General features: G+C 59.3%; 12 protein-coding genes. 4 read left to right on the plus strand and 8 right to left on the minus strand.

Annotation, left to right across the window (positions count from 1 at the left end; all coding sequences use genetic code 11):
• Positions 1-10: 10 nt before the first annotated feature.
• From ACM561_RS18335 to ACM561_RS18350, 4 genes are all read right to left on the minus strand, one after another.
• Positions 11-139, minus strand: a complete 129-nt coding sequence (locus ACM561_RS18335) for a hypothetical protein (RefSeq protein ID WP_425906996.1) — start codon at positions 137-139, stop codon at positions 11-13.
• A gap of 901 nt (positions 140-1040) precedes the next feature.
• Entirely contained in the window at positions 1041-1337 is a 297-nt protein-coding gene (locus tag ACM561_RS18340) for a hypothetical protein (RefSeq protein WP_425906998.1), read from the minus strand.
• A 52-nt stretch (positions 1338-1389) separates the two neighbouring features.
• Positions 1390-1761: an STAS/SEC14 domain-containing protein gene (locus ACM561_RS18345; protein ID WP_425906999.1), complete on the minus strand. Its 372-nt coding sequence runs from the start codon at positions 1759-1761 to the stop codon at positions 1390-1392.
• A gap of 269 nt (positions 1762-2030) precedes the next feature.
• Positions 2031-3785, minus strand: coding sequence for a hypothetical protein (locus tag ACM561_RS18350; RefSeq protein ID WP_425907000.1), 1755 nt, complete (start codon positions 3783-3785; stop codon positions 2031-2033).
• Positions 3786-4154: 369 nt separating this feature from the next.
• On the opposite strand from ACM561_RS18350, the gene ACM561_RS18355 reads away from it, so the two are divergent.
• The gene (locus ACM561_RS18355) at positions 4155-5030 is read left to right on the plus strand and encodes a caspase family protein (RefSeq protein WP_425909825.1); all 876 of its coding nucleotides are present in this window, start codon (positions 4155-4157) and stop codon (positions 5028-5030) included.
• 230 nt (positions 5031-5260) lie between these two features.
• Here ACM561_RS18355 and ACM561_RS18360 read toward each other — a convergent pair whose 3' ends face one another.
• Together ACM561_RS18360 and ACM561_RS18365 are read right to left on the minus strand one after the other, a co-directional pair.
• Positions 5261-6166 carry an efflux RND transporter periplasmic adaptor subunit gene (locus ACM561_RS18360; RefSeq protein ID WP_425907002.1) on the minus strand — a complete coding sequence of 302 codons (906 nt, stop codon included), beginning with the start codon at positions 6164-6166 and terminating at the stop codon, positions 5261-5263.
• Positions 6167-6514: 348 nt separating this feature from the next.
• The gene (locus ACM561_RS18365) at positions 6515-6766 is read right to left on the minus strand and encodes a hypothetical protein (RefSeq protein ID WP_425907004.1); all 252 of its coding nucleotides are present in this window, start codon (positions 6764-6766) and stop codon (positions 6515-6517) included.
• A gap of 693 nt (positions 6767-7459) precedes the next feature.
• On the opposite strand from ACM561_RS18365, the gene ACM561_RS18370 reads away from it, so the two are divergent.
• The gene (locus ACM561_RS18370) at positions 7460-7693 is read left to right on the plus strand and encodes a hypothetical protein (RefSeq protein ID WP_425907006.1); all 234 of its coding nucleotides are present in this window, start codon (positions 7460-7462) and stop codon (positions 7691-7693) included.
• A gap of 145 nt (positions 7694-7838) precedes the next feature.
• On the opposite strand, the gene ACM561_RS18375 is transcribed toward ACM561_RS18370, so the two are convergent.
• Positions 7839-8834 (minus strand): alpha/beta hydrolase, encoded by a 996-nt coding sequence (locus ACM561_RS18375; RefSeq protein WP_425907007.1) that lies wholly within the window; start codon positions 8832-8834, stop codon positions 7839-7841.
• Positions 8835-9513: 679 nt separating this feature from the next.
• Between ACM561_RS18375 and ACM561_RS18380 the strand changes: the two genes are divergently transcribed.
• Together ACM561_RS18380 and ACM561_RS18385 are read left to right on the plus strand one after the other, a co-directional pair.
• Positions 9514-9786, plus strand: a complete 273-nt coding sequence (locus tag ACM561_RS18380) for a hypothetical protein (protein WP_425907009.1) — start codon at positions 9514-9516, stop codon at positions 9784-9786.
• 251 nt (positions 9787-10037) lie between these two features.
• Complete coding sequence (locus ACM561_RS18385; protein WP_425909827.1) at positions 10038-10649, plus strand: pyridoxamine 5'-phosphate oxidase family protein; 612 nt, start codon at positions 10038-10040, stop codon at positions 10647-10649.
• Positions 10650-10782: 133 nt separating this feature from the next.
• Here the strand turns inward: ACM561_RS18385 and ACM561_RS18390 are convergent, their stop codons facing one another.
• Positions 10783-12714: an AsmA family protein gene (locus ACM561_RS18390; protein ID WP_425907010.1), complete on the minus strand. Its 1932-nt coding sequence runs from the start codon at positions 12712-12714 to the stop codon at positions 10783-10785.
• Positions 12715-12781 lie beyond the last annotated feature (67 nt).

A 12781-nucleotide genomic window follows, 5' to 3' on the forward strand; every position in this document is an offset into this window, starting at 1 on the left:
AAAGCAAATTTTAAAGTGTCACCGATGCCAGGATGAAGCCGGACCCGACGAGGGCCGCCAAGACTCCGAAGCTGCCGAGAAAAAAGAACAGATCGCTAGCGCGCTTCTGGGCGGCGTGATCATCTCTGCATTCATCCATTGCAACCATCCTACTTTTTAAAACTCCACGTCGGGCCAGATAATGCGCGGGGCGGGGAAAGGGTTCCGAGAACTGAATCGTTGTGCTGAATCTGCGCCTAGCTGCCGCTTTCCCCACTTGTGGTCCGTCAAGCCGCTCTGTTGAGCCTCGGGTCCGCACTCTTGGTTGATCGAGATTGCGTCTGGGCGATGCGGGCAGCGCTTCAGTGCTTGGTTCGGGGTTGATGATGTGCGCGGCGGGATAGGCTATGTCAGGGGACCGCCGCAAGGAGGCCAGTTGACTACGGTGCAGATTTGCGCTCCCCGTTGGCGATAATTCGGAGCGGCGTCCCTCGTGGGCGCACAAACAATAAGAGGGATGGGTATGCCTAGCACCGGACGGCGCTTTTGGACCCTGAGCGGTCGTGGCATGAAGACGATTATTGCCATTGCTGTTTTGATGTCTGTGACGCCAGCTCTGGCTGATAATAGCTATATCTCGGAGAGTGGAACCTGCCCTACCGGTTACGTCCTTAATGGGAGATTCTGCGTAGCTATCGAAACCGGATATGAGGTTCGCTCATGTCCGAGATCAACATTCCAAAGTGGCGCTTTCTGTAAGGTGAAACCCGATCCCGCGTATCATCTCCTTGATCAATGGTTTTCAGATCTCGGCTTTTGGTCTCGATAGCCCAGTGACCAGCCAGCGCTGGCCTATGCGCGCGCCGGTTCATTTCAAAACCAATCTGCTGCGTTACCGCAGTCAGACGACATTGCTTAGGCAGCGGGCTAAGGCCACGTCTCTCACCGATCCCTCGCCAGTTTCCGCTTTCCCCAATTGTGCCCCGGATTGCCGATCGGCGGCGGCTTCTCGCCGTGCACGGCCTTTGAGAATACGATGCGCGTTGTTCGCCGTCATGATCTCACCCACCTTTGGCGGCCCTCAGGACACTCTCAGCTTCGCCACCCTCTGTGCGGGTTCGCAAATCACCTTCCACGCGGACCCACTCTCCGTCGAATCTCTCGGACTGCGCGACGACTATTCCACTTTGCGGAGACGAACTGTCGAGCCACTCAGTTACTTCCGCAATTAAACAATCCGGATTCTCGCCGAGTTCTGCCAGCCTTACGATAGCAGCGGCCTCATCCGGGTACCTGCCTTCGTCTGTGAAGACGCCTTTGCTCTTGCGGACGGCCGTTACCCAGTAGTGATTGCTCATAATCTACCTCCGAATAGTCGCAAACATAGGTAGATTGCGATAACAGATGAAGTTACGGCGCTAGGTTTTGTAACCATTCGAGCGCCTTGACCCTCTCTCCACTGGCGAAGACCCTAATCTCAGGATGAGCAAAGTGTTGTGCTATCGTGGGGGCGATTTTCAAAAAGGCATCGTCCGTAACAATGGCAACGCGATCAATGTTGCGGTGGTGGTCGTGTACGAATTTCAAATGCTCAATAAGCGCGCCGAAACTGTCCCATCCGGGAAATGACGCTGCCTCAATTAGCAATCCAGTCAGCTTGCCCTTCTCGCGAATGTAGGGGTCTATCCCTCCGGAAATTTCACGGAAATCTTCAGCCGAAAGTGCGCCTTTCGGCTCCACAACCAGCACGCCAGCATCGCTGAGAAGCTCGAACCTGATCACTGGACGTCTTCCTGTTTTCCTCCGGCCAGTCCCGGACTTGGGACATCGGGCGACGATTGGCCTTGATCTAAGTCAAACGGAAGTGAGTTTCGCTCGCGAGCCACCATGCCGCTGAGTGACGATTCTTCCGGAGCGTGCGGAGCAAATTTTGGCCAAGGGGACTATCGGTACCGACCGTTCGCCTTCCCTTACGGTGCATCGGGTTAGCGCGTCAGGGGAGTCACTCGCTAGCGCTTTGCCTCCTCGTAAAAGGACTTGGCAGAGCATCCTTAGCGGCACGCTCCGGACGTGTCGCTGGCCTCAGGTTTCATCGCCTTGCGTGCCAGCGCTAGCCCCATCAGCACGAAGGCGGAGGTCACCTCCGGACCACCCACCACGATGCGGGTCGGAGTTTTCATCTTGTTCCATTCATAAGCCCTGAAGGGTCCGCGCCGCCCGCCTTCGCCGGCGTGGCTGACGATGCAGTTCAGCGCAGGCGTGAAAGCCGCCCGATCCGCGCCGAGATGACCTAAGGCGATGAGCGCCAGCGCCGCATCGAACGCGTTCATTTCGGCGGCGATCAGGATGTCCTGCACATATACCAGAACCCGGCCGCGCATGTAGCCGAAGCTGTCATCGGGATCGATCGCCTGACGGGTCGCATCCGGCAGCATCGCGAATGCGGCGTAACAGCGTCCGAAGTAGGCGCAATAGAGCTCCGGCAGATAGTAGATATGCGATCTGGGATCGCTGAACGCGCCGCTCTCGACCAGGCGTTTTTGGAAGCGGATGATCCGCTGCACCGTTTGCAAGCGTCGCGGCGTCTCAAGAATGCGCCACCGCGAACAGTTGCGGAAGCTGACCTCGAGGACATCGAGATTGAGGGTAGGATCGAGATCGTTGCCGTAAGGACGGTCGCCCGCGAGATTGTCGATCCAGGTGACGATGCCGCCGTCGTAATCAATGTTGTCGTTCAATGGCACGGTCACAAGCGGTTCATTGGCGCCGCTATCGACCTGATAGCCGGCGTAGAAATCGAGCAAGGGCTGATCGAGGATCGGATCGTTCGAGCCGACTTGCGTGGCGACCGAAAACGAACAGGCCGTGGTATCGCAGTCCGGGACGTAAATGCCGAAGCCGAGATTCTGCTTGATGTGTGTGAAAAACCGGCTGAACCGCGGATGGGGATTCGGCGCCAGCGCCGTGATCACGCTGACCCGGCTACCGTCGCGCGAGAACACCTCCTCGCGGCTGGTTTGAAGGCAGAAATCGATCATCTCATTGCTCGCGCGGCGGATCGCATCGGTTTCCGCAAGCGTGGCAAGACCGGTTTCGGCAAAACTCAACAGCGCCTCGGTGAAGAATGCATCGTAATAGGCCGAGCGATGGCGGATCTGAACCGGCTCCCACATCGGTTCGGCGATGCCGCGCCACGGCGGGTTGATCACCTCGCGTGCCGGCGACCGCGCAATGAAGACCCGCGCTAGATTAAAGAGCAGCGTCGAGTTCTTGTAGCCGCGCGCGTCGAGCCCGGTAAGGGCGGCGAGAAAATCCCGACCACGCAGATCGGGATCGCCGATCAGATTGAACGCCGCAAAGGTGGGGATGAACCCGTTGTTTCGGAATGATTGAAGCAGATGCGCGCCGCAGGTCCGGATAACGCGCTCGATATCGGCAAGGCTCGGCTCCGGCGCAGAGCGGGACATTGCTCCGGGCCGGGGATGATTCAAAGTCACCGTGTCCAGCAATGCAGCCACCGGTCGGCCGATCGTCGCCCAATCTGGTGATTCATCGTCCCGCGCTTGTCGCAGCGCGTTTTGCAGTTCCTGAAAACAGGTCTGGTCCCTCAGTTCTGGCAGGCCGGCGCGCCGCAACAGCGGGCGCAGTGCCGGATTCGCCAGCGCGGTCTTGTAGAATCTGGCGAGATGGCCGTCGCCACCCTGGTGGCGCAACAGCACAGGATCGCACACATCGTACAGTGTTGGGCCGTCCTTACGGTTCGTCAGCGCGCGGTAGACAGCGCCGGCCACATGGCGAGCAGTCATTTTCTTTCGGCGTCCCCATGCACGCTCTAGGCTTGTTCCAGCCAAGCTATTGGAAAAATTACACGAATAGTGAAAAATAACAAATGGCGACCACCAAGCCACGGCATCCGGCCATCGGTAACACCTGCTTGATTATCGGACGTCCGGCCCTCCTAACTTTCGCGGCCGTAACGTTGCTTAACCAATTGTGTTTCCAATAAATAAAGGTTTCATGTTGTTCATTGAGGAGCCGCGATGTATGACCCTTTCTTATGCTGCGGTGCCGCAAAACGAGCGTAATTGACCGCAATAGGTCAGACGCTCCCTGAAACCAATCTGGCGTTGGCGCGACTTACAAGCGCAATTGAGCGCGACCAGGAATTGATTGTTATGAAGTTCGGGCAGTTTCGCGTTTCCCCACGGTCCTTCACATTGGCCGCAGTCTTCGTCGGGATGGTATCGCTGGCGATCGGAGCCCATGCAGCCTTTAACAAGCGCAGCCTGGAGGTCGCGAAGGCCCTCGACGTCGAGGACACGACCGGCAGCATCGCCGTCAAGTCGTCGCGGGTCGCGCTGGTGATCGGCAACGGGCACTACCCGGATGCGAACCAGCCCTTGAAACAGTCCCTCAACGATGCCCGGGCGCTGGCAACGGTTCTGCGGCGCGACGGCTTCGACGTCATCATGGTCGAGGACGCCGACAAGGACGACATGTCCCGCGCGGTCCGCCGTCTGGAATCAAAGATCGGTCCAGATACGACGGCGCTGCTGTTCTTCAGCGGGTTCGGCATTCAGTCTGGGCGCGAGAGCTACATGATCCCGGTCAATGCGCAGATCTGGAAGGAAGCCGACGTTCGGCGCGACGGGCTCTCCATCGAAACCGTTCTCGGGGCGATGAAGGAGCGCGCCGCCAAGGTCAAGCTCGCCGTGATCGACGCATCGCGGCGCAATCCGTATGAACGGCGCTTTCGCTCCTACTCGCACGGTCTTGCGCCGATCAACGTACCGGACAACGCGCTGATCATGTCCTCGGCCACGCCAGGACGGGTCATCGACGAATCGAGCGGACAATACAGCCTGCTGATGGCTGAATTGCTCAAGAGTCTCGACAAGCCGGATGCGGACGCCGAAGCCGTTTTCAGCAGGACTCGCGTAGCGGTTTCGCGTGCGAGCGAAGGGGAACAGGTCCCAACCGTGTCGTCCTCGCTGGCTCAGGGCGTGCCTTTCAGGTCTGATGCGGCGGTGGCCGTGCACAAAGGGCTATAGCTAGCGATGAGAGCCCTCTACTCTGATTGAATTAGAAGCAGGGTTCTCTGTTTTCGTTGACGCGTTTCCCTCACGCGAACCGGTAGCCACTTCCGCTCGAAAAGACCTGTCCTGCCGTGAGGCAGACGCTTCGGCCGATCCAGCATCGAGAGATCGAAACCGTCGCCCGATCCTTTCCTTGGACGAGGAGCGCTCACCGCGGCAACCCACTCCCGAAATCCGGGAGAGATCTAGCGGGCCGCACTCGCTTCCATGGCGATCGGTCTGACCGGATCGCCTTCGCGTAGCAAGGCGCCCGCGCGCGCCACCACAACGTCGCCTTCCGACAATCCCTCGCGGATCTCAACCTGCCCTCCCGATCGCAATCCAACCTCGACGTGCCGCATTTCAACACGCTGGCGCCGGACGACCTGAACCACTGCGCCCGCGTTTCCATACAGGATCGCGGTCAGGGGCACCGCAATGCCGCAGCTTTCGCCGGTCTTGATGATCGCGCGGCCAAACGCATTGACCAACAGGTGCTTGCTGGGGTCAACGGAGATAAAGACCTGCCCGAGTTGGCTGTTCGGTTCGACCGTCGGCGCGATCAGTCGGACCTTGCCGTCCATTTCGCCGGCACCGACGGCCTTGACCTTAACGGTCTGATCGACCGCGAGCTTCGCCAGGTCGCTGCTCGGCACCTGACCCACCAGATCGAACTCGTTGCCTGTGACAATATTGAACAACGCCTCCCCCTTGCCCGACGCCACCGCCCCGATCTCGGCAGACGAACGGCTAACGAGTCCCGCCACCGGAGAAGAAACCTGGATCGTTCCGCCTTCGGGCCGAGTAACGCGGGCAAGCGCCTGCCCGGCGGTGACGTTCTGTCCCGGCTCTGCCAGAACCTCAGCGACCTTCAAGCCCGGCCGCTCCGGCCGTACCGCGGTCTCATTCTTCGGGATCAGGATTCCCGTTACCTGGACGCTCGCCAAGAAGCAGAATCTGGTGGCTTTCAGGACACTAACGGCGGCCGCATTCGGAGCAGCCTGTTCATCCGCGGACAATCCCGACGGAGCAATGACGGTTGCCACCAGCACAACGGCGAGAGCGAGAGCCTGCATTGTAATGTAGTACGGACCCGGAAGTTTCGTGGACATTGATCAAAGACTCTTTCCGGGAAAATCGCTGCGAGAACGCGACCCACTTCGCTTGAGAACGCTATAATCAAGCCACGATCGCGTTTCAACAACCAGCACGATCGTCTCCGGCCTGCAGCCTAGCGTACAGGTTCGCCCTCAGCGTGATCTCGCCAGCGATGAATCTCGACGGCCGCGATCGGACAAGGGAAGCCTTTCAGGACCAGCGGCGCCAATTCAGTCGCGTCGACCCGGTCGATCGACCATGCCATGGCCGCGCTGCAATAAGCTCACGCTCCCAACCAACCTCAATCTTTGCAAACAGCACGAGAAACCCCGCCGGAGCGGGGTTGTGCTTCGACTCGCGCTTTACGTCGACGCGAACTTTTGTCTCAGCGCTTTTTCTTCAACTCCGAGTGTGTCGCAAATCGCCTTCAGACGCGAAGGATCCGGAAACTGAATGCCGCGCATGTAGAGTGAGATCTCGCAACGGCGGAAATCCTGAGTGCCGCGAAACAGCTTCGATACTTTGCGGGCAAATTCCGCTTCTGTCCAACGCTTGTCAGCGACAAGTTTTGCAAGGCGATTTCCAAACCCTATTTTATCTGCATCTGTCATCATTTTCTTTTCTTTCTGAATTCCCCTTCACGCACATCAATCGTTCGGACGACGATCCGCGACGCAAGCCGCCGGCCTTCCGGCGAGTTTTCTTCCGTCAAAGGGAATGTATCTCTTACTATACATCGCTTCATTTACTTCCCACGCCAGCGTCGGAGCACCCCTGCGCATTCTGCATAGGGATTTCACTTTCGAGCATCGCACGCGGCTTCGAACGTAAAGCTCTTGACTCAACTCGCTTCCTCTCCGGTAATTTGACGGCCCGACTTCTTGCTTCAGCCATCGCCACGACGAGGGACGCGGTTGATGATTGGCGAGCGCCAGCGCAACGTGAGGATGACGATCACAGCGATGCGCCCAACGTCTTTCCGTTTCTGTTAAAGTCGGAAGCGTGAGTCGCTCTCGCTTGAACCACGACCCGTCATCGCGCTTTTCAAATATGGGGCGCCCATGTAGTCGGTCTACACGACCTTAAATCTGGCCAAACCAACTAAAGCCGAGTAATTCGGGATGGTGACTGGTCCAGCTCGCGCTATCAGATATGACAGAGGCAGACAGTCATCGTTGCAGTAACTATATCCATTTGAGCTAACCACAGCTTCTGACATGCGATCACTCCATTATCTAAAGTGAACTGCCGAAGCTCTGCCGACACAGATCGTCATCCTCCGTCGAAAGATCGAAAGTCAGTCTCATATGGCAACTCCCACGACCTCCGACCACGACCAGACACGCGTCGAAGCGCCCAAAGCTCAGGCCGACAAATCGCTTGACCCCGACTTCGATTCCATGACGGACCGCGAACTCCTTATGGCCGCGGCAAGCAACGCCTTTCATAACGGGAGAGCATTGCGTCAAATCAAGATCATGGCGACGGTGCTGGGGCTCGTCGTCAGTCTCATTCTCATAAAGCTTTTTGGCCTGACGTGACAGGATGCCGCGCCTGCAGATTCCCGCAGGTTTCGATCCGGTCGGCAGTGGTGATCTAAGATTACCACCAGCATGTTGGGGGGGGGGGTCGCAAGCCGCTATCAGCAGACGCTAATGCGGTATCATGCGCAGTCAGGACGCCGCCTCAGGCCCCGTCAACCGGGGGGCGTCCGTCAACGGCGCGTCGAATGACCTGACGGACCTTCGCATTAGACAGAAACAGGTCGTGGTTGATAAAGCCCCAACCCTGCGCCGAGGCGTCGATGACGCGCAGCCCAAGTTGCTCAAGTTTGGCCTTTTCGGCAGCGCCGACGCGGGTAATGCCACCCGCCAGGAAGCCCGAGAGAGCCAACGCGCGGTCGTTGGTAGCGGTGACGACCGTGATCTTCCCGGCGAGCGGACCGACGCGCTCGACCGAGGAGGTGAAGACATCGAGGTCAATGTCGGGCGAAGCGAAGACAACGGCTCCGATGCGATCGCCTGCCGCCGGCTGTCGCGCGCAAATCTGGCGCAGCGCCTCCATCGTCAGCATGGTGCCGACTGAATGCGCCACGATGTGGATGCGACCAGTGACCGGACTCGCCATCAACCCGGTCAACACTTGATCAAGCGCGTCGCGTGACCACATCGCGCTCTCTCGGTCGTAGCCGTAGTCGAGCAGGCTCGCTTTCGAAGGCCAGGAAAACACCATAGTCTCGCCGCGAAAGCGGATGCCTTCGGAGATTCGGGCGGCGTCGAGCGCCGCGTTTTCAAAGGTCTGATTGAAGCCGTGCACGTAGATAAGCACGTCACGGGTGCCGCCCGGCTCAGCGTAGAGGTCGCCGATTTGGCTGGTCGGCTCGATTGCGTCCAGGCGCCAATCGTCCAGCCCGACGGCATTGAGCGAGAAGCGCCCCCCGCTTGGCGGTGTGAGCTTGGCGCGAGCGACGTTCAGTCGCGCGGCTCGTTCAGACCCATACCATGGCTTGGCACGCGCACCGTTCACAGGCTTGCGCGTGGTGGCAACGAGAAGCGTCGGATTGGTGGAGAGTTCGGCGGCATCGAAGGTCGCGCCGCCGGAGGAGAGAGCGGCACTGGTGCAGCCGCCGACGGACGCGCCGAGAGTCAATGTGCAGGCGGCGCTTGCAAACGCGCGTAACACAGCGCGGCGGCACGCGAGCGACGGTTGGTGAACATGATGTGGCAATGTGCAGGTGTCCCCACGATTGAAGCGTGGTGCACGGCAATCGCGGCGAGAATGCGGACATATTGAATTGACGCGAGCAGACCTCGGTTCCCGAGGCCGCCCGCAGATTGTCTCTGACCCAGGGTATTTGTATGGCCGGTGTTGGTATGGCGTGGTTAGCAAGATGGCTAGCGCAAGCTTCGGACCGACGACGCATGCCGTGGTGTTGGCCATGCCTGAGCACTCGCTGCGCACCTGCCTTGGCTAGGTTGTCTTGGCAAGTTTGCCGCCAATTTGGCGCGCTTTTCACTGGTTCTGATCTCAATAATTTAGCGCTCCTCGCGGAGGCTGATGTCGGATCGATCACCAGAAAATCTGGCGCTCCGAGTTAACCGCACAAGGGTCTGGAACCATCGTTTAACCGACGGAGAGCTAAAATGCGGAAATTCATCTTCGCGTGACGACGGCATACAGCCCGCCGTAACGACACGGCGCCCAACAAGGGCGTGGCTTTCGGAAGCGACAGCGAACAGCATCCGGTATGGGGAAGTTTATGGCTCCGGAGTAGATATCCTGCATCACTTCGCTAAAAAGAGGAGACTAATTTAGCGACGGGGCCGTCGCTTACTTCATTTCGGATTCAGTCGGAGGATCGATGCTCTTTATTATCGTTGTGGCTTTGGTGGCGACCTACTTGATATCGCGGCTGGTCGGGCTGGTTGCCAGGAAGTGGCCAGACACAATCGGCAAGGCCGTGTGCGTCAATGCCGTGAGCGCTATAATTGCCGTGGCAGCGGGAGCATTGGCCTCCGCCGCGGACGGCGGGCAGCCGAAATTTTATTTCGCGTTTTTGATTTACGGCGGAGCGCAGTTGATTGTGCTGATTTTTGATGTGCTCCGGATTATGCGGCTTAAGTCGACAGCGTAACCACGTGAGTGCCGGTGGCTCAAAGACGATCCGGCCAAACCGGGACATGGCGCCGCTGCTGGAATGGAGGCGGACTCCTGCCCGACAACTATTGCGCGATCCATGAGGGTGCCGCGTGGACCGTTCACAACATCGCCAGGCTCGGGGCACGCAGTTTCACAGACGCGCGCCGCGCTGTATAGGATGGCATTCCAACTGGACCATCATCCACGGCAGAAGAGGCCGTCTCAGCGCAGGGAGTAGCAATCGTGGTGACCGCCATCGAGACGATCGAGCAGCTCGAGGCCATTTATGGCCAGCCGGGCGAGGCGGCGACGATCAAGGTGGCGCATCGGATCACGCCGTCCTATCGCGCGCTGATCGAAAGCTCTCCGTTCGCCATCTTGGCGACCTGCGGGGAGGAAGGGCTTGATTGCTCGCCGCGCGGCGATCTGCCCGGCTTCGTTCGGGTTCATGACGATCTCACGTTGATCATTCCGGATCGGCGCGGCAACAACCGCATCGATTCGCTGCGAAATCTCATCCGCGATCCAAGGGCCGCGCTTCTGTTTCTGATCCCGGGATCCGGCACCACCCTGCGCGTCAACGGCCGCGCGCTGGTGTCAGCCGACCCCGAGCTGCTCGCGTCGTTTGACGTCGAAGGCAAAACGCCCCGTTCGGTCATCGTCATGACTGTGGAGGAAATTTACTTTCAGTGCGCGCGCGCCATCATCCGTTCGTACCTCTGGGATCCCGGCCGGCACGTCGATCTCAAGACCTTGCCGACGCCTGGAGAAATCCTCGCGGAGATGAGCAAGAGCCGCGTCGGCGGCGAGGAATATGACAAGGCCTGGCTCGAGCGCGCGCGGCAGACGATGTGGTAATGCGTCTCCACGTCCGGCGCGCCATTGCGATCCTGCAACAGAGAGTTTGATTCAACGCAGTTGAATCGGACTCAATATTTTGATTGGACGCATTTTCTTCACGCGAACCGGATCTACTTCGCTCGAAAACGCTCTAGCGGCCGAACAGTTGTTTCATGATCTCATCGATAGGCGGCGGCTTGTCTCGGGATGGCACGTTCTGGTGCGACGGTCCTTGAGAAGGCTTGCCTGTAGCGGGCGGTCTGTCGGGAGCGGGATCGGTTCCTGCGCCGAGACCCTGCCGGATCAAGGTATCAAGGGTCTCTCCGATGCTGGGGCCGGACCGGTCAGAACTGCCGCTCCCGCTGCGGCCGAACAATCCCTGCCCCCATTCCCTCAGCTTCGCATCGACCGCGTCGGGATCGTCCAGAATGCCGGCCACATCAGGATAGATGCGCGGCTCACTCCATGCCCCTTGCACGACAATCGGAATGCCGAGGCCGATCGGATCGGCGCGACCCGCTTGGCCCTCGGTGGTCATGACGAGTTTCGGCTCGACCCGCAATGCCAGCGTCTTCGAGCCGAGATCGAAGGTGCCGGCGCCGCTCATCCGCACAAGTGGGCCGGTTAGAAACAGGTCGTTCGTGGTGGCCTGTCCTTTCGCGATGGTCGCGGTTGCGCTGAGTTGCGACATGTCAGTGGTCTGATCAGGGCGTTCCTGCCACCCCGACAGAGTACCGGACGTCAACGCACGGATCATTTTCGCAATGTTGAGGTTGCGGATCGCGCCGTCGCGGACGTCGATCGAAGCTGTCCCAGTGAGGCTCAACATGATCGCGCGCGCACTGACGCCAGTGCCGCGGACGTCGGCTGTCGCCCGCATCCTGCCATCGACATTGTCGAAGTCGGCAAGGCTCGACAACAGCGGCAGCGCGCGAACACCGCTCACGTCACCCTTGAGCGCGTAGGACGGATCGTTCAAGGACGCGTCGATCGACAGGCTGCCATTAGCTCGCCCGTCATAGGCGCCGAGGTTCGAAAATGACGCTTTCAACACGCCGCGATCAATGGCGGCGTCGACCTGAGCCGGCGCAAAGCGCGCTCGGCCGATATTCAGTTCCGCCACTGAAATCGTCGCCTGCGCGTCGACATACTTTAGCCCGCTGACATCGATCGGCGCATCGCTCCATGGTTGCGCGCCGGAGCGCGGTGCCGAAGGCTGGCTCGCTGCTGCGCCGAGGTCGAGCCGCTGAAAATCGAGATCGACTTTCACAAGCGGCTTGCTCGAAAGATCGACCGATGCCCAGCCGTTGAACTTTCCGTCGTCGAACGATCCGGACAAGCCATTGATGAGAAGCATTTCCCCGTTGATCCGGACCTCGGCCCTGGCTGTCAGTCGGCGGGGCGGCGCACCTAAAATCTCGAGCTTCAATTCGGTCGGGATATTTCGACGCCCGAGTAAACCTGCAGGCGGCGATGCTGCAATGGTGAATGTCAGCGAACGGTCGCCGGGACGCGCCTCGCCCCTGATGTTGATTCGCCGGTCAGCACCAAGCGTCACGCTCGCGTTCACACCATCGACGCGATTCTCCCAGCCGGTTTGCGGATCGAAGAAAACGATCGCGCCGTTTGAAACCGTCACCCGGTCAACCGGAAATTCCGTACTGTCTTCCGCTGTCTCTCCGGCCCGGTCCGACTTGGATGAAACGCCGCTGCCGGTGAGTTCACGAAGCAGCGGCACCCGCAGCGTGGGGCGGTCGATATTCAATTCCGAGATCTTTAAAGTCCCCGACAGGAGGCTCGCAGGCTCGAGAGCAGCGCGGATTTCCTCCACGGCAAACTGCGCATCCGTCGCGGTCTTTCCAGGACGATCGAGCGTAACATGACGCAGCGCGAATCCGAGCGAAGGCCATAGGTCAATTCCGATCGTGCCGTTGATCGCAATCCGGCACCCCGTGTCGCGCTCGATCCGGTCCTGCACCAGCGACGCGACGTAACCGGAAGGAAATCCGGTTACGAGAATCACGATGACGATCGCGATCAGGCTGGCTGCGACGACGCCTGCGATTCTTAATGCTCTTGCCATCTCGAAACAGCGCGTCCTTGCATGCAAACCGTCAGAAATTGAACAGCAATGTGATTCCGCGTTGAAT

This window comes from Nitrobacter sp. TKz-YC02 (genome assembly GCF_049852135.1).
Classification (GTDB): Bacteria; Pseudomonadota; Alphaproteobacteria; order Rhizobiales; family Xanthobacteraceae; genus Nitrobacter; species Nitrobacter vulgaris.

Coding starts and splice junctions, on each gene's coding strand:
- ACM561_RS18335 (WP_425906996.1), bottom strand. CDS start 139: ATGGATGAATGCAGAGATGATCACGCCGCCCAGAAGCGCGCTAGCGAT.
- ACM561_RS18340 (WP_425906998.1), bottom strand. CDS start 1,337: ATGAGCAATCACTACTGGGTAACGGCCGTCCGCAAGAGCAAAGGCGTC.
- ACM561_RS18350 (WP_425907000.1), bottom strand. CDS start 3,785: ATGACTGCTCGCCATGTGGCCGGCGCTGTCTACCGCGCGCTGACGAAC.
- ACM561_RS18355 (WP_425909825.1), top strand. CDS start 4,155: ATGAAGTTCGGGCAGTTTCGCGTTTCCCCACGGTCCTTCACATTGGCC.
- ACM561_RS18360 (WP_425907002.1), bottom strand. CDS start 6,166: ATGTCCACGAAACTTCCGGGTCCGTACTACATTACAATGCAGGCTCTC.
- ACM561_RS18365 (WP_425907004.1), bottom strand. CDS start 6,766: ATGATGACAGATGCAGATAAAATAGGGTTTGGAAATCGCCTTGCAAAA.
- ACM561_RS18370 (WP_425907006.1), top strand. CDS start 7,460: ATGGCAACTCCCACGACCTCCGACCACGACCAGACACGCGTCGAAGCG.
- ACM561_RS18380 (WP_425907009.1), top strand. CDS start 9,514: ATGCTCTTTATTATCGTTGTGGCTTTGGTGGCGACCTACTTGATATCG.
- ACM561_RS18390 (WP_425907010.1), bottom strand. CDS start 12,714: ATGGCAAGAGCATTAAGAATCGCAGGCGTCGTCGCAGCCAGCCTGATC.